14 protein-coding genes are annotated in these 15,751 nt (G+C 70.5%); 6 read left to right on the plus strand and 8 right to left on the minus strand.

Translation table 11 applies throughout. The features are described 5' to 3' along the window. Positions 1-264 precede the first annotated feature (264 nt). From BM064_RS13520 to BM064_RS13550, 7 genes are all read right to left on the minus strand, one after another. A complete protein-coding gene (locus tag BM064_RS13520) occupies positions 265-1,041 on the minus strand; it encodes an ABC transporter ATP-binding protein (RefSeq protein WP_092860290.1) in 777 nt (258 codons plus the stop codon). Then, positions 1,038-1,886 carry an ABC transporter ATP-binding protein gene (locus BM064_RS13525; RefSeq protein ID WP_092860291.1) on the minus strand — a complete coding sequence of 283 codons (849 nt, stop codon included), beginning with the start codon at positions 1,884-1,886 and terminating at the stop codon, positions 1,038-1,040. Before BM064_RS13525 ends, BM064_RS13520 begins: the two co-directional genes overlap by 4 nt. After that, entirely contained in the window at positions 1,883-2,809 is a 927-nt protein-coding gene (gene nikC / locus BM064_RS13530) for a nickel transporter permease (protein WP_092860292.1), read from the minus strand. Before nikC ends, BM064_RS13525 begins: the two co-directional genes overlap by 4 nt. 10 nt (positions 2,810-2,819) lie before the next feature. Continuing rightward, positions 2,820-3,881, minus strand: a complete 1,062-nt coding sequence (locus BM064_RS13535) for an ABC transporter permease (protein WP_425426166.1) — start codon at positions 3,879-3,881, stop codon at positions 2,820-2,822. 10 nt (positions 3,882-3,891) lie between these two features. Further along, positions 3,892-5,505, minus strand: a complete 1,614-nt coding sequence (locus tag BM064_RS13540; RefSeq protein ID WP_092860293.1) for an ABC transporter substrate-binding protein — start codon at positions 5,503-5,505, stop codon at positions 3,892-3,894. 272 nt (positions 5,506-5,777) lie between these two features. Beyond that, positions 5,778-7,676: a TRAP transporter permease gene (locus BM064_RS13545; RefSeq protein WP_092860294.1), complete on the minus strand. Its 1,899-nt coding sequence runs from the start codon at positions 7,674-7,676 to the stop codon at positions 5,778-5,780. An 84-nt stretch (positions 7,677-7,760) separates the two neighbouring features. Continuing rightward, positions 7,761-8,726, minus strand: a complete 966-nt coding sequence (locus BM064_RS13550; protein WP_177236246.1) for a TAXI family TRAP transporter solute-binding subunit — start codon at positions 8,724-8,726, stop codon at positions 7,761-7,763. Positions 8,727-9,196: 470 nt separating this feature from the next. On the opposite strand from BM064_RS13550, the gene BM064_RS13555 reads away from it, so the two are divergent. From BM064_RS13555 to BM064_RS13570, 4 genes are all read left to right on the plus strand, one after another. Beyond that, positions 9,197-10,402: an FAD-dependent oxidoreductase gene (locus BM064_RS13555; protein ID WP_092860296.1), complete on the plus strand. Its 1,206-nt coding sequence runs from the start codon at positions 9,197-9,199 to the stop codon at positions 10,400-10,402. Positions 10,403-10,476: 74 nt separating this feature from the next. Further along, positions 10,477-11,223: a maleate cis-trans isomerase family protein gene (locus BM064_RS13560; protein WP_092860297.1), complete on the plus strand. Its 747-nt coding sequence runs from the start codon at positions 10,477-10,479 to the stop codon at positions 11,221-11,223. Between the two features lie 11 nt (positions 11,224-11,234). Continuing rightward, a complete protein-coding gene (locus tag BM064_RS13565; protein WP_092860298.1) occupies positions 11,235-11,930 on the plus strand; it encodes a GntR family transcriptional regulator in 696 nt (231 codons plus the stop codon). Then, positions 11,927-12,751, plus strand: coding sequence for an SDR family NAD(P)-dependent oxidoreductase (locus BM064_RS13570; RefSeq protein WP_092860299.1), 825 nt, complete (start codon positions 11,927-11,929; stop codon positions 12,749-12,751). Before BM064_RS13565 ends, BM064_RS13570 begins: the two co-directional genes overlap by 4 nt. A gap of 327 nt (positions 12,752-13,078) precedes the next feature. On the opposite strand, the gene BM064_RS13575 is transcribed toward BM064_RS13570, so the two are convergent. Next, entirely contained in the window at positions 13,079-13,864 is a 786-nt protein-coding gene (locus BM064_RS13575; RefSeq protein ID WP_092860300.1) for a GntR family transcriptional regulator, read from the minus strand. 155 nt (positions 13,865-14,019) lie between these two features. Between BM064_RS13575 and BM064_RS13580 the strand changes: the two genes are divergently transcribed. Both BM064_RS13580 and BM064_RS13585 read left to right on the plus strand, forming a co-directional pair. Further along, positions 14,020-14,811 carry a maleate cis-trans isomerase family protein gene (locus BM064_RS13580; protein WP_143103325.1) on the plus strand — a complete coding sequence of 264 codons (792 nt, stop codon included), beginning with the start codon at positions 14,020-14,022 and terminating at the stop codon, positions 14,809-14,811. Positions 14,812-14,841: 30 nt separating this feature from the next. Next, on the plus strand, positions 14,842-15,705 hold the full coding sequence (locus tag BM064_RS13585) for an isocitrate lyase/PEP mutase family protein (RefSeq protein WP_092860302.1): 864 nt from the start codon (positions 14,842-14,844) through the stop codon (positions 15,703-15,705). Positions 15,706-15,751: the final 46 nt, after the last annotated feature.

Here is a 15,751-nt window from a genome sequence, read left to right on the forward strand (position 1 = left end):
GCGCGGCGCGTTGCGGCCGCTTGTTGATTGGCGCGCAGGGCGAGGGCCCGCGCGGCCTTTCAGGGGGAGCATGACGGAGGGGCGCCGCGCAAGAGGTCTGTAAGGGAGACGGATGAGGTCGCGTCGCGCGGCGGCGGCCCCAGGCGGGCGCCCCGGGCTTGACCCGGGGCCTGTCGCGGCCGGGAGCGGGCGCTTCGCCGGCGGGCGGGCGCGGCGCTTGCGGCGGAAGCCCCGGGTCAAGCCCGGGGCGCCTGCGCGCGAATGTCAGTCGAAGGTGCGGTAGGAGCGCACGGCCTCGCGGTCGTAGCCCTCGGTCGCGGACATCAGCTGGGCGGTATAGGGCTCGGACGGCGTGTGGGCGCGCAGGGTGTCCTCGGTGACCTCCTCGACCATGCGGCCGCGGTTCATCACCGCCACGCGGCCGCAGAGATGGGCCACCACGGCGAGGTTGTGGGAGACCATCAGGTAGGTCAGGCCGCGGTCCTGCTGCAGGCGCTTGAGAAGATTGAGGATCTCGGCCTGGACGGAGACGTCGAGGGCGGAGGTCGGCTCGTCCAGCAGCAGGATCTCGGGCTCCAGGATCAGGGCGCGGGCGACGGCGATGCGCTGGCGCTGGCCGCCGGAGATCTGGTGGGGGTAGCGGAAGCGGAACTCGGGGCCGAGGCCGACGTCCTTCAGGGCGGCGAGGATGCGGGCGTCGCGGTTGTTCAGGCCGTGGATCTCGAGGGGCTCGCGCAGGATGGCGTCGACGGTGTGGCGGGGGTGGAGCGCGCCGTAGGGGTCCTGGAAGACCATCTGCATGGCGCGGGCCTCGGCCTTGGTGCGCTTGGACGTGAGATAGCGGCCGTTGACGCGGATCGTGCCGGACCACTGCGGGTTGATGCGGGCGATGGCGCGCAGGATGGTGGATTTGCCGGAGCCGGATTCGCCCACCAGGCCGTAGCTTTCGCCCTCGGCCACCGAGAAGGAGACGTTGCGGACCGCGTGGACGGTCGAGGCGCCCTCGCCGAAGGTGATGGAGAGGTTCTCGATCTCGATCATCGGCGCGCCTCGGTCAGCCAGGCGGGGTCGCGGTCGAGCACGGGGAGCATCTCCTGGCGATGGTCGAGGCTGGGGAGGCAGTTCAGCAGGCCGCGGGTGTAGGGGTGCTGCGCCTCGTGCAGGCGGCCGGCCTCCAGGACCTCCATGATGCGGCCGCCGTACATGACGATGACGCGGTCGCAGAAGCTGGCGACCAGGTGGAGGTCGTGGGAGATCAGGACGAGGCCCATGCCGCGGTCGCGGACCATGTCGTCGAGGAGCGCCAGCACCTGCATCTGGACGGTGACGTCGAGGGCGGAGGTGGGCTCGTCGGCGATCAGGACGTCCGGTTCCGGGATCAGCATCATCGCGATCATCACCCGCTGGCCCATGCCGCCGGAGACCTGGTGGGGGTAGAGGTGGAAGACCTTCTCCGGCTCGCGGATCTGCACGGTCTCCAGCATCTCCAGGGCGCGGCGGCGGGCGACGCGCTTCGAGGCGTGCGCGTGGATCGCGTAGGCCTCGGCGATCTGCTCGCCGACCTTGACCACCGGGTTCAGGGAGAAGCGGGGGTCCTGCATGATCATCGAGATGCGGGCGCCGCGGATTTTCCTCAGCGTCCGGGGGGAGGCTTTCAGCAGGTCGATGCCGTCGAAGGTCATCCTGTCGGCGTCGATGCTCCCGTTGCGGGCGGTCAGGCCGAGGATGGCGCGGCCGGTCTGGGATTTGCCGGAGCCGGACTCGCCGACGATGCCGAGGCGCTCCCGGCCCAGGGTGAAGGAGACGCCGCGGACGGCCTCGATGGGGCCGTGAGGGGTGCGGAAGGAGACGCGGAGGTTCTCGACCTCGATGAGGGGTTCGCTCATGCGGAGGCGCTCTTGGGGTCGAGGACGTCGCGAAGGCCGTCGCCGAGGAGGCAGAAGCCGAGCGAGACCAGGAAGATGGCGGCGCCGGGGGCCGTCGGGACCCACCACTGGTCGAGCAGGAACTGGCGGCCGGTGGAGATCATCGCGCCCCACTCGGGCAACGGCGGCTGGGCGCCGAGGCCGAGGAAGCCGAGGCCCGCCGCCGTCAGGATGATGCCGGCCATGTCGAGGGTCAGGCGGACGATCACCGAGGCGAGGCAGAGCGGGACCACGTGGCGGCGGATGATGCGGAAGGTGGAGGCGCCCTGCGCCTCGGCGGCGACGATGAAGTCGGATTTGCGGATGGTCAGGACCTCGGCCCGGGCGATGCGGGCGTAGGGGGACCAGGTGGTGAGCGCGATGGCGAGGACGGCGTTCTCGATGCCGGCGCCCAGCGCCGCGACGAAGGCCAGCGCCAGGATCAGGCGGGGGAAGGCGAGGAAGATGTCGACGATGCGCATCAGCACCGCGTCCACCCAGCCGCCGGCGTAGCCCGCGATGGTGCCCACCGCGAGGCCGATGGGGGCCACGATGATCGAGACCAGGATGACGATGTAGAGGGTGATGCGGGAGCCCCAGACGATCCGGTCGAAGATGTCCCGGCCGAGCTGGTCGGTGCCGAGCCAGTGCTCGGCCGAGGGGGGCAGCAGGCGGGCGCCGAGGTTCGGCGTCAGGCCGTCGGTGGCGGTGATCCAGGGGGCGAAGGCGGCGGCCAGCAGCAGCGCGGCCACGATCACGAAGCCCGCCATCGCGATCGGGTTGGAGCGGAAGCCGACCCAGCCGAGATAGCCGCGCTGCGCCCGCGCCTGCCAGGTGGAGGCCGGCGACGGGTCCATCAGCCAGCCGCGAAGCCCCGCGGCCCGGGGTTGGGTGGCCATGGTCATGCGAGGGTCCTCATGCGCGGGCCCTCGGGTCGGCGAGCTTGTAGAGCAGGTCGGAGAGCATGTTGATCCCCACGAAGCAGATGCCCACCACGACCGTCCCGCCCAGAACCGCGTTCATGTCGGCGTTGAACAGCGAGGTGGTGATGTACTGGCCGATGCCGGGCCAGGCGAAGACGGTCTCGGTCAGGACCGAGCCCTCCAGCAGCGAGGCGTAGGTCAGGCCGATGATGGTGATCAGCTGCACCAGCACGTTGCGGAAGGCGTGCCGCCAGATCACCGAGAACTCGGAGGCGCCCTTGATCCGGGCCGCCAGGATGTACTCCTGGCCAAGCTGGTCGAGCATGAAGCTGCGCGTCATCCGCGCGATGTAGGCCAGCGCGTAGAGGCCCAGGACCGAGGCCGGCAGCACAAGGTGCGAGACGGCGTTCCAGAAGATGTCCCACTCGCCCTGCAGGGCGCTGTCGATCAGGATCACGCCGGTCACGCTGTCGACGACGCCGTCGTAATAGATGTCGATGCGCCCGGGCCCGGCCACCCAGCCGAGGTTCCCGTAGAACACCAGCAGCCCCACCATGCCCAGCCAGAACACCGGCACCGAGTAGCCCGCGAGCCCCAGCACGCGCACCACATGGTCGATCCAGCGGCCCTGGTTGACCGCGGCCCAGACGCCCATGGGAATGCCCAGCAGGCAGCCCGCCAGGGTCGCGAGCGTCGCGAGCTCGAGCGTCGCGGGGAAGAACCTCAGGATGTCCTCGGTGACGGGCCGCGTGGTCATGATCGACATGCCGAAGTCGCCGGTCAGGATCTGGCCCAGGTAGCGCAGGTATTGCTCGTAGAGGGGCTTGTCCAAGCCCATCTCCAGGAACACGCGCTGATAGACCTCTTCCGAGGCGCGGTCGCCCACGACCGCGAGCACCGGGTCGGCGGGCATCACCCGGCCGATCACGAAGGTGATCGCCGTCAGCCCGAGGAAGGTGAGGACCAGCGACAGGACCGCGCCCGCCGTGGCCTTGAGGGCGCGCGGCGCCGCCGGGAAGGCTCCCGACGCCGCCGCGCTCGTCTGCTCCGTCAAGCGAGGGTCCTCACTTCGTCACGGTGCGGTAGTAGATCAGGTCGAAGGTCGGGCCCGAGACGAAGCCCTCGACCTCGGCCCGCATCACCGCCTGCTCGGTCTGCTGGAAGAGGATCGCGTAGGGGCCTTCCTCCATCAGCTTCTTCTGGATGTCGAAGTACTGCTGCTCGCGCGCGTCGACGTCGCCCTCGTTGCGGGCGTTCACGACCATCTCGTTCATGGCCTCGTCCATCCAGGCGTTCCGCCAGGCGAGCACGCCGGTCAGCTTCGCCTCGAGGGAGTTGTCCGGGTTGTGGGCGAAGGCGTCGAGGTTGGAGTGGGGGTCGACGTAGTCGGGCGACCACTGGGCGAGGATCAGGGCGTGCTTGCGGGCGCGATACATCGGCCACAGCGTCTTGCCCTCGGCCGTGGTGATCGAGGCCTTGATGCCCGCCATCGACAGGGTCGCCTGAACGGCCTGCGCGATCTCGGGGTAGGGCGACTGGTTGAGCGTGTCCATCTGGATCTCGAACCCATCGGGATAGCCCGCCTCGGCCAGCAGGGCCTTGGCCTTCTCGACGTCGAGCGCGTAGGGCGTCTCGGTGTAGCCGGCCCACATGCCGCCGGGCCAGGCGGCCTGGTGGACCTTGAACTGGCCCTTCAGGAAGCTGTCGGCCATGCCCTTGTAGTCGACGAGGTAGCGGATCGCCTCCATCACCTTGGGGTTGCCCAGGATCTCATGGTCCTGGTTGCCGGCCATGTAGATCAGGGCCGCCTTGGCGTCGGTCTGCACCTTCACCGAGGAGTCGCTCTCCAGCGCCGCCACCATGTCGGGGGTCAGGTCGCGGGCGAGGTCGATGTCGCCCTTCTCGATCATCAGCCGCTGGGCCGCGGGCTCGGCCACGTGGCGCACGATGGCCCGCTTCACGCCCGGCGCGCCGGAGCGGAAGGTCTCGTTGGCGGTCATCGAGACGAGCTCGTTGGCCTTCCAGGTCTGCAGGCTGAAGGGCCCGGAGCCGGCGGAGTTGTTCTTCAGCCAGGCGTAGCCCATGTCGCCGTCGGTCGCGTTCTCCTCGACCGTCTTCATGTCGACGATGGAGGCGACGCCGGCCGAGAGCGCGTTGAGCACGAGCGCGGGCGAGAACTCCTCGGTGATCTCGACCACCGCCTTGCCGTCCTCGACGCGCACCAGCTCGTCCACGTTCTCGGGCGTCCAGCCGAACTGGGTGATGATGAAGGACGGGGTCTTGTTGAGCTTCACCACACGGCGCAGCGAATAGACCACGTCGTCGGCGGTGACGGGGTTGCCGCTCTCGAAGGTCATGCCCTCGCGCATGGTGAAGGCGATGGTCTTGCCGTCGTCCGAGATCTCGTAGGACTCGCACACGCCGCAGACCAGCTTCGACATGTCGTCGGGCTCGAACCACATCAGGCGGTCGTAGATCTGGGCGATCATCTCGCCGCCCGAGAACTCGAACACCTCGGCCGGGTCGAGGGTGATGATGTCGGAGATGTCCTTCGCCATGACGAAGGTGTCGGCGGGCGGGGCGGCGCGCAGCGGACCCGCCGCCACGCTCGCCATCAGCGCCGAGGCGACGCCGAGCGTCGCCAGCCGACCCAGGGATCGTCTGCCCAGGAATTTCATGTGACCCTCCGCTGTTGCTCGCCGCGCCGGTCAGCGCGCGGCGGGTGCGGGCCGGCGTCGAGGCCGAGCCCATGATTTGTCGGCGCGGGAGGAGCCCGCGTCCGGGGGCCAGCGTGCAAGTATCGATATCGCATGTCCACAAGTGAATTCCGCCGCCGCGCCTGCGAAACGCGCGGCGGGGCGTCGCGCGCCGCGCGGAGGGGCGCCGCGAACGCGGACGGCCCCGGGGAGGGGATCCCCGGGGCCGTTTCGGATCGCGGGCGCGGGCGGTCTCAGGCCCTTGCGGGGCCCTGGTCCTCGGCGTTGGCGCGCAGGTGCAGGAAGATCAGCGCGATGCAGGCGAGCGTGGCGAGCCAGGTGGCCGCGGTCATCCACATCACCGTGCCCGGCGGCAGCAGGCACAGGGCCCCCAGCGCCAGGGCGGCCAGCCGCTCGACCGGGGTCAGGCGGCGGCGGCCGTAGCCGATCAGCGCCCCGGTGATCATCGGCACCGCCACGACCGTGGTGACGGTGGCCGCGAAGATCTCCCACAGGCTGCCCTGCATCAGCAGGCCCGGGTGGTAGACGAAGATGAAGGGCAGCACGAAGGCGATCCAGCCCAGGCGCACGCTCTCCCACGCCGTCTCCATCGCCCGGGCCCCGGCCATCGAGGCGGCGGCGAAGCTCGCCAGCGCCACGGGGGGCGAGATCATCGAGAGCAGGCCGAAGTAGAAGACGAAGAAATGCGCCTCCAGCTTGCCCACGCCGAGCTGCACCAGCGGCGGCGCCGAGAGCGTGGCGAGCAGCAGGTAGACGCCCGAGGTCGGCAGGCCCATCCCGAGGATGATCGAGACCACGGCGGTCAGCAGCAGCAGCAGGAGCAGCGAGCCCTCGCCGAGCTGCAGCAGCACGAAGGACAGCCCGAAGGAAAGGCCCGAGGAGGACAGCAGCCCGATGATCATGCCCGCGACCGCGCAGATCAGCAGGATCTCGGCCGCGTCGCGGCCCGCGTCGTAGAGCGCGCGGGCGACCTCGCCGAAGCGGATCCGGTGCAGGCCCGCGAGGTTCAGGAGCCCGATCGCCAGCAGCGCCAGCGAGGCCCAGACCACCGCGGTCTCGGCCTCCATGTTGAAGGCGAACATGCCGGTCAGGAGCGCGCCGATGGGCACGATCACCACCATCGCGTGGCGCAGGATCTCGCGCGCGGGCTTGGCCGCCTCCTGCTCGCCGGCGCCGAGGTCGTGCTTGTCGGCCAGAAGGGAGATCTGCACGTAGACGGCGTAGAAATACAGAAGCGCCGGGATCAGGGCGGCGATGATGATGTCCCGGTAGGGCATCTGCAGGAATTCGGACATCAGGAAGGCGGCGGCGCCCATCACCGGCGGCAGGATCTGGCCGCCGGTCGAGGCCACCGCCTCGATCGCGCCGGCGGTCTTGGGCTTGAAGCCCGCCTTCTTCATCGCCGGGATGGTCACCACCCCCGTCGACATCACGTTGGAGACCGCCGAGCCCGAGATCGAACCCATGAAGGCCGAGGCGATCACCGCCATCTTGGCCGTGGCGCCGCGCCTGTCGCCGGCGAGCGCGCGGGCCGCGTCGGTCAGCACGCCCGCGCCGCCGGTGATCACCAGCAGCCGGCCGAAGACGATGAACAGCACCACCACGAAGGCCGCGACCTGCAGGGCCGAGCCGAGCGTCGCGGCCGAATCCACGCCGATGAAGCGCACGATGTCCGCGGCCGGGATCGGCCGGCCCTGCAGCTTGCCCGGCACCAGGTCCGAGAACAGCGCATAGAGCACCAGCGCCCCCAGGATCGCGATCAGGCTCCAGGCGCCCAGCCGGCGCAGCCCCTCGAGCGAGACGACGGCGACGCCGATGCCCAGCGCCAGGCTCTCCTCGGGATGGAAGAACGCGCCCTCAGACAGCACCGGGAAGCGGACCAGCAGGTGCACGCCGACCCACAGGCTCGCCAGCGCCAGCGCCAGGTCCACGAAGACCAGCGCCCCGGTCCGCTCGGGGGCCGAGCGCAGGAAGACGGTGCAGGCCGCGAGGCCCAGCATCAGGCCGGCCACCTGCTCGGGGTAGAGCAGCAGGCCCAGCCAGAGCGGCGCGTTCAGCGCCCAGGCCACCGGCAGCAGCGCCACCACCAGGCACAGGGTCCACTGGATCGGAGTGAGGATGCGCCCGCTCATGGCCGCCTTTCGTCGATATCGGTCGGGAAGGATCGGGCCCCCGGCCCGCGAGGGGGGCCGGGGGCGGATGCGGTCAGGCCGCGGTCAGAGGATGCCCAGCTCCTCGCAGGCGGCGAGCGCCCCGGGGTGGAACTCCAGCTCGACGTTCTTGCACAGCAGCGCGGGGTCGAACTCGTTCCACATCGGCGAGGACTCCTTGAGCGCCGTCGCGTGGTTGTAGATCGACTTCACCACCGCCGAGACCACGTCGTCGGCGACGTCCTTGTTGGCCCACAGCAGGTAGTTGTAGGCGAAGATCGTGGCCGGCTCGTCGAGGCCGGGGATCTCCTCGGAGGCCTCCAGCGGGAACAGGAAGATGCCGGGCATCAGGTCCTTCATGCCGGGCAGGTTCTCCTCGGTCATCGACAGGAACTGGATGTCGCCCAGCGACGCCTCGAGGTCGTAGGCCGGGCGCGCGCCGACGGCGGAGATCGAGATCACGGTCTGGCCGGCCTTCAACGCCTCGTACATGCGCGGGAAGTTGGCGACGGGCACCTCGGTGACGTCGGCGTAGGTCAGTCCGCCGGCGGCGAGCGCCATGCGGATCACGAACTCGCCCAGGCTGTTGTCGGGGAAGCGGGGCACGCCCTTGCCCTTCACGTCGGCGAAGGTCTGGATGCCGGCGGACTCGGGCGTCACGATCCCGGCCTTGAACGGGAACAGGTTGGCGACCATCACCAGGTTGGGGTTGGGCTCGGTCGACATGCCCGTGCCTTCGATCGCGTACCAGGTCTGGGGGTAGTTCGCGACGCCGAACTCGATCTGGCCGGCGTTCACCAGCGGGATGTACTGGGAGGTGTTGGCCATGATCTGCGGGCGCATCTGCACCGCGCCGTCCTCGGACACCGCGTTGGCGATGGCGATGGCGAGCTGGTTGGTGGCGCCGCCCTGGGTGGTGCCGATGGCGACCGTCTGGGCCTGGGCGGAGACGGCCGCGAGGGCGCCCGCGACCAGCGCCGCGGCGGCGATCGGAAGGCGGGACGCGAGGCGCGTGCGGGTGAGGCTGGGCATGAGGCGGGTCCTTTCCTGATGGGCATCGCCGCCGCCCTTCTTCGCGGTGCGGGGCGGTCGGGGCGTGGGGCCGGGCAGGGGTCTCCAGCCCCCCGCCCGGCCCGTTATCATGTATACAAACCTGGGTCGGCGCCGGGATCCCCGGGGCGGGTCCCCGCCCTGCGCCGCGGGCGTGCGGAAGCGCCGGGCCGGACGGGACGCGCCTGGCGCGGGCCCTCGCGGCTGTGGCTCTCCGGAGCGCTCGCGGACGTCACGGCTTCGCATCCCCTTCGTTTCCCGCGCGTCCGGCTGGAAAGCGCCTGGCTCTCCCACGCCGCCGGCGCGCCGACATACGGCGTCGCCTGGACCCTCGCTCCGCTTGCACCGGACATTCGGTGAAAAAGCGGATTGATATGTCCTGACAACTTGTACACATTGGGAGCGGCCCGGTGGGCTGTCAAGGAAATGTTGCAGGAGGCGAAGGATCGTCGATGAGCGGTGAGAACGAGCGCGTTCTGGTTGTCGGGGCCGGCCCTGTGGGCCTGGTCGCGGCCTGCAGCCTGGCGATGGACGGGATCCCTGTGACCGTGGTCGAACGCAGCCGGGAGCTTCCCAAGGACCTTCGCGCCTCCACCTTCCATCCGCCGACCATGGACATGCTGGACCGGTTCGGCGTGATGGACAACCTGATCGAGCGCGGCCTGATCTGCCCCCAATGGCAGTTCCGCGACCGCGAGAAGGGCAATGTCGCCACCTTCGACCTCGGCCTGCTGAAGGGGGAGACCAACCACCCCTACCGCCTGCAGTGCGAGCAGTGGAAGCTGACCGAGAAGCTGCGCGACATGATCGACGGCTGGGACCTGGCCGACATCGTCTACGACGCGACCGCCGTGGGCGTGAGCCAGGACGACGACGGCGTGACCCTGACGGTGAAGAACTCCGACGGCGACGAGGAGCGGCTGCGCGGCCGCTACCTGATCGCCTGCGACGGCGCGCACAGCCGCATCCGCGACATGCTGGGCATCGAGTTCGAGGGGATGACCATCCCCGAGACCTTCTTCTCGATGTCCACCACCTTCGACTTCGCCGAGGCGATCGAGGACCTCGCCCCCATCGCCTACATCACCGACCCCGCCGAATGGGCGGTGCTGCTGCGCACGCCCTCGCTGTGGCGGATCCTGCTGCCCACCGAGGCCGGCATGACCGACGAGCAGATCAAGGACCCGGTCCTGATGGAGAAGCGCCTGCAGGCGCTGTGCCCCAAGGACGGACCCTACGACGTGGTCCACGCCACCGCCTATCGCGTGCACCAGCGGGTGGCGAAGACCTACGACATGGGCCGGGTGTTCCTGGCGGGCGATTCGGCCCACCTCAACAATCCGCTGGGCGGCATGGGCATGAACGGCGGCGTCCACGACGCGGTCAACCTGACCGAGAAGCTGGCGAAGGTATGGAAGGGCGAGGCGGACGCCTCGATCTTCGCGCAGTACACCCGCCAGCGCCGCAAGGCCTGCGTGGACACCGTGCAGGCCCAGTCGATCCGCAACCGCAAGATGATGGCCGAGACCGACCCCGCCGCCCGCGAGGCCTTCCACCAGGAGATGCGCGACACCGCCGCCGATCCCGTGCGCCACAAGGCCTTCGTGATGGGCTCGTCGATGATCCAGTCGCTGCGCGACCTGGAAGAGGTCGCCTGAGCCCGCCCCGAACCTCGAGCCCGAAACCCCGAGATCGCCCCCCGCGAACCAGAAAACACCGACAGGATCAGACTATGACCGACTCCCTCGGCTACCGCATGAAGTTCGGCGTGATCGCGCCCTCGACCAACACCTCGGTGCAGCCCGAATTCGACGACATGCGCCCGGTCGGCGTGACCAACCACTTCAGCCGCATCATCATCCCCGACAACCCGGTGCACTCGGACGAGGACTTCAACAACCTCGTCATGGGCATCCGCGCGGCCACCATGGACGCCATCGACGCGGTCAAGACCTGCTCGCCCGGCGCGATGATCATGGGCATGTCCGCCGAGACCTTCTGGGACGGCAAGGAGCGCGCCGACAAGCTGCAGGCCGAGATCGTGAAGCGCGCGGGGATGCCCGTGGCGATGGGCTCGGACGCCTGCATGAACGCGCTCAAGTGCTTCGGCGACATCAAGAAGATCGCCGTGATCACCCCCTACATGCCGATCGGCGACCAGCAGGTGGAGCGCTACTTCACCGACTGCGGCTTCGAGGTGGTGCAGGTGAAGGGGCTGAAATGCGCCTCCCCGATGCTGATCGCCCACGAGACCGAGAAGACGCTGCGCGACGCGATCATCGAGGTCAACGACCCCTCGGTCGAGGCGATCGTGCAGGCGGGCACCAACCTGGCCATGGCGCGGGTCGGGGGGATCGCGGAGTTCTGGCTCGACAAGCCGGTGATCGCGATCAACACCGCCACCTACTGGCACGCGCTGCGCATGAACGGCATCGAGGACAAGATCCAGGGCTACGGCTCGCTTCTGTCCCACCACTGAAGGGGGCGCCCATGGGCCTCGACCATCCGGACGTTCACGTCGCCGAACCCGAGGCCGGGCAGAAGCCGGCCGAGCGCGCCTACGAGACGATCCGCTCCGCGATCCTCTCGGGCGAGCTCGCCGCCGGGACCCATCTGCGCGAGGAGCCCCTCGCGCGGATGACCGGCACCTCGCGCACCCCGGTGCGCGAGGCCCTCCACCGGCTCACCGCCGAGGGGCTGGCGCTGGCCCAGAACCGCCACCGCTACGTGGCGGATTTCTCGTTCCACGAGGTCGCGGTGATCTTCGAGCTGCGCGCGCGGCTGGAGAGCTACGCCGCCACCCTCGCCGCCACGCGCATCACGCGCGAGGAGCTCGACCGCATGAAGGGGCTGATCGAGGAGATCGACGGCCTCGGCGACGCCTCGGGCGAGGGCGAGGCGGAGCGGTTCTTCGGCCTCAACGCGCGCTTCCACGAGGTGATCATCGCGGCCACGCGCTCCAGCCAGCTCCGCGCGCTGACCGCGCAGGCCTTCGCCCTGCCGCTGGTGACCATCAAGCGCTTCGTCTGCGAACAGGAGATCAACGTGCAACGCTCGAACGCCCAGCATCGCGACATCGTCACCGCGCTGGAGCGGCGCGACCCCGAATGGGCGGCGGCCGCGATGATGAGCCATATCATCTCGACCAAGCCCACCGCGCTCGCGAGCCGGAGGCCGGGGGCATGAGCGGCGCGCTGACGGGCCGGGTCTGCATCGTCACCGGCGGCTCGCGGGGCCTGGGGCTGGAGATGGCGCTGGAGCTCGCGGGGCAGGGCGCCTCGGTCTGCGTGACCGGCGCCGCCGCCTCGCCCGCGCTGGAGGCGGCCGGCGAGGCCTGCCGCGCGCTGGGCGCGCCGGCGCTGGCCTTGCCCTGCGACGTCGCCGACTTCGCCGCCTGCGAGGCGCTGGCGGCGCGGGTGGAGGCCGAGCTCGGCCCCGTCGACGTGCTGGTCAACAACGCCGGCATCGGCATGCGCGCGATCTCGGAGACCTTCAACACCGTCCCCACCCGGTTCTGGGAGGCGGACCCGCAGGCCTGGGGCCGCATCGTGCAGGCGAACCTGACGGGCGCCTTCAACATGGCCCGCGCGGTCGTGCCGGGCATGGTGGCGCGGGGATCGGGCAAGGTGATCAACGTCTCCACCTCCGACCAGACCATGGTGCGTCGGGGCTATTCGCCCTACGGCCCCTCGAAGGCGGGGCTGGAGGCGGCGAGCCGGGTCTGGGCGCAGGACCTCGAGGGCACGGGCGTGAGCGTGAACGTCTACCTGCCGGGCGGGGCGGCCGACACCGACCTGCTGCCGCCCTCGGCCGACAAGAAGGGCGCCGACGGCAACCTGCTGCCCGCGGCGATCATGCGCCGCGCGATCGGGTGGCTGGCGGGCCCGGGCTCGGACGGGGTCAACGGGGGGCGCTACATCGCCCGCCTGTGGGACGAGCGCCTGCCGCCGGCCGAGGCCGCGGCCGCCGCCGCCTCGCCGCACGTCGACAAGCCCGCGATCATGTGAGGGCCCGGCCGCAGAGGTCCGCGCCCCCGGCCCGCCTCCCGCGCGAGCGGTCCGGGGCGCCGCGTCCGCCGTTCCGTCCGCGGCAGGCGTCCGGCCCGCGGCGCGATCCGGCGGCGCGCCCCGGGCCCGGGGGCCCCGGGCGGAGCGCCCGCCCTGCGCCGCGGGCCAGACGCCGGCCGCTGGCGCGACGCGCGACGCGGCGCCTCTGCGCGCGCAGGGGGCCGGAGGTTCCAGGGGCCGGCGGCGGGCGCACGGGGCGAGGCGCATCGAGGGATGACCGGCGCGATCGCGCGTGGCGGGAGGCGCGGCCAGGCTCCGCGGCGGCGGCTACGCGGGGCCGCCGAGCTTCGAGCGGTGGATGCGCATCACGTAGGTCATGTGCTCGGCCGGATGCCAGTTGAACGAGGCGATCAGCACGCCCCCCGCCGTCACGTAGCGGCGCAGCAGCAGCATCGCCCAGCCCCCCGGCGCCTGGCCCAGCTGGCGCTGGAAGGCCTCGGGCATCGGCTGGGCGCGGATCTCCTGCACGCACTCGTCGATGGGATGCTCGGAATGCTGCTCGAGAAGCGCGAAGAACGGGCCCTGCAGGCCGCGGAACTGGGGGACCACGTCGCGGAACCGCTCGGGCACGTAGCTCTGGATGTAGCACAGCGGCTTGCCGCCGGGCTCGGTCCAGCGCACGCCGTCGACCCGGATCCAGGTCTCGCCGGGCAGGCCGCCCACGTCCTCGGCGAGGTCCGCGTCCAGCACCACGTCCTGGACGTCCATCACCACGTAGAACGTGTCCATCGCCACCTGGAACAGCTCGTGCAGGTGGTCGAAGCTCTGGGTGTAGGTCGCCTGCGGCCGGGCGGCGATGACGCGGGTGCCCACGCCCTGGCGCCGCTCGACATAGCCGTTCTCGGTCAGGTGGCGCAGCGCCTCGCGCACCGTGAAGCGGGAGGCGTCGAACTCCGCCGCCAGCTCGATCTCGGTGGGCATCAGCGAGCCCACGGCGTAGACGCCGTCGCGCACGCGCTGCTCCAGCACCTTGCGGATCCGGGCGTGACGAGGTCCGGACTCGTCGGCCGCGTCGGAGGCGGGTCCGGGCGTCTGGCTGGCAGGCTGGCTCATGATCGAATCTACTCCGTGGGCGGCTGCGGTCGGCGAAATTTCCGGGCCGGGCGCCGCGTCATGGCGCATGCGCAACCTTCGCGCAACCTGAGGGCGCATGTCGAGTGCGAAAAGGTCTGGACAAACGCCCCGCAACCAGATGGATTGGGGACGCTATGGACCTGACCTCTTCGAATTCCAACCCCGAATCCGGCCCGGCTGCGGTTTCGCCGCGCCACTCTTCGGCCTATGGGCCAAGGGCCCGGCTGGGTCTGATCGTTCCGCCGACCAATACGGTCAACGAGGCGGAGTGGGCCCGCATGATCCCCCCGGGCGTGACCTTCCACACCCATCGCATGCGCCTGCATGACGCGGGGACCGCCGAGGGTCTCGCCCACCTGCACGCCGATCTCGACGCCGCCGTCGCCATGCTGACCCCCTGCGGCGTGGACGCGGCCGCCTACGCCTGCACCGCGGGCTCGATGATCTCGCCGCCCGAGCGGCTGGAGCAGGAGCTGACCGCCCGCAACGGGGTCGCCTGCCTGACCACCTCCGCGGCCATCGTCAAGGCGTTGCGGTCGCTCGGCGCCCGGCGCCTGTCCGTCGCCACCCCCTACGCCCGCCGGGTCAACGAGCACGAGACGCATTTCCTGGCGGACTGCGGCTTCGAGGTCGCCCGCATCGAGGGCTTGGGGCTGGGCGAGAACGGCCCCCACGAATTCATCCGCATCGCGCAGACCCCGATCGAGCAGGTGGCGGCCCATGCCCGCGCCTGCTTCGTGCCGGGCTCGGACGCGCTGCTGATCACCTGCACCGACTTTCCGACCCTGCCGCTGATCGAGCCGCTCGAGGCCGAGCTGGGCGTCCCCGTGGTGACGTCCAACCAGGCCACGCTGTGGGCGATGCTGCGGGCGGTCGGCATCGAGGACCGCGTTCCCGGAGGCGGACGGCTGCTGGCCGGCGCCTGAACGCGACGCACAACCACCGGAGGAAAACCTATGGCCGATCCCGCACTGAAGGCGGCGCTGAAGAACGGGGAGTTCATCCTCGCGCCCGGGATCTTCGACCTGATCTCGGCGCTGGTCGCCGACCGCGCAGGCTTCAAGGCGCTCTACGTCACCGGCTACGGCACGGTGGCCTCCTACCTGGGCCTGCCGGACGCCGGCATCGCCACCTATCGCGACATGGTCGAGCGCATCGGGCAGATGTGCGCGCGCACCTCGACCCCGGTGATCGCCGACGCCGACACCGGCTACGGCGGGCTTCTCAACGTGCGCCACACGGTGCAGGGCTACGAGGCCGCCGGCGTGACCGCGATGCAGATGGAGGATCAGGAGTTCCCCAAGCGCTGCGGCCATACGCTGGGCCGCCGGGTGGTGCCGGTGGAGGAGATGGTCAAGAAGATCGAGGTGGCCGTGGACAGCCGCCGCTCGGACGACTTCCTGATCATCGCGCGCACCGACAGCCGCACCTCGCTGGGCCTCGACGAGGCGATCGCGCGCGGCAAGGCCTACGCCGCCGCCGGCGCCGACGTGATCTTCGTGGAATCCCCGGAGTCCGAGGACGAGATGAAGCGCGTCGCCGACGAGATCGACGCGCCCCTCTTCGCCAACATGGTCAACGGCGGCCGCACGCCGCTGCTCTCGGAGACCCGTCTCAAGGAGCTCGGCTACTCCATCGCCATCCACCCCGCCGTCGGGTTCCTTGCGGTCGGCCAGGCGCTGACCAGGGCCTACGGCGATCTCAAGGCCCATGGCGAGACCACCTCGGCCGTCGACCTCTACGACTTCGGCGAGTTCAACAAGCTCGTCGGCTTCGAGGACGTCTGGGCCTTCGAGAAGAAGTTCCCCGAAATCGCCTGACGCGAGGCTCGCGCCGGGCGGACGCCCGCCCGCCCGGCGCCGCGGC

Source organism: Albimonas pacifica, assembly GCF_900113695.1.
GTDB classification, from domain to species: domain Bacteria; phylum Pseudomonadota; class Alphaproteobacteria; order Rhodobacterales; family Rhodobacteraceae; genus Albimonas; species Albimonas pacifica.

Bases quoted from the DNA above. Each gene is read 5' to 3' on its own strand.
- BM064_RS13520 (WP_092860290.1), bottom strand. From the start codon at position 1,041: ATGATCGAGATCGAGAACCTCTCCATCACCTTCGGCGAGGGCGCCTCG.
- BM064_RS13525 (WP_092860291.1), bottom strand. From the start codon at position 1,886: ATGAGCGAACCCCTCATCGAGGTCGAGAACCTCCGCGTCTCCTTCCGC.
- nikC (WP_092860292.1), bottom strand. From the start codon at position 2,809: ATGACCATGGCCACCCAACCCCGGGCCGCGGGGCTTCGCGGCTGGCTG.
- BM064_RS13540 (WP_092860293.1), bottom strand. From the start codon at position 5,505: ATGAAATTCCTGGGCAGACGATCCCTGGGTCGGCTGGCGACGCTCGGC.
- BM064_RS13545 (WP_092860294.1), bottom strand. From the start codon at position 7,676: ATGAGCGGGCGCATCCTCACTCCGATCCAGTGGACCCTGTGCCTGGTG.
- BM064_RS13550 (WP_177236246.1), bottom strand. From the start codon at position 8,726: ATGCCCAGCCTCACCCGCACGCGCCTCGCGTCCCGCCTTCCGATCGCC.
- BM064_RS13555 (WP_092860296.1), top strand. From the start codon at position 9,197: ATGAGCGGTGAGAACGAGCGCGTTCTGGTTGTCGGGGCCGGCCCTGTG.
- BM064_RS13560 (WP_092860297.1), top strand. From the start codon at position 10,477: ATGACCGACTCCCTCGGCTACCGCATGAAGTTCGGCGTGATCGCGCCC.
- BM064_RS13565 (WP_092860298.1), top strand. From the start codon at position 11,235: ATGGGCCTCGACCATCCGGACGTTCACGTCGCCGAACCCGAGGCCGGG.
- BM064_RS13570 (WP_092860299.1), top strand. From the start codon at position 11,927: ATGAGCGGCGCGCTGACGGGCCGGGTCTGCATCGTCACCGGCGGCTCG.
- BM064_RS13575 (WP_092860300.1), bottom strand. From the start codon at position 13,864: ATGAGCCAGCCTGCCAGCCAGACGCCCGGACCCGCCTCCGACGCGGCC.
- BM064_RS13580 (WP_143103325.1), top strand. From the start codon at position 14,020: ATGGACCTGACCTCTTCGAATTCCAACCCCGAATCCGGCCCGGCTGCG.
- BM064_RS13585 (WP_092860302.1), top strand. From the start codon at position 14,842: ATGGCCGATCCCGCACTGAAGGCGGCGCTGAAGAACGGGGAGTTCATC.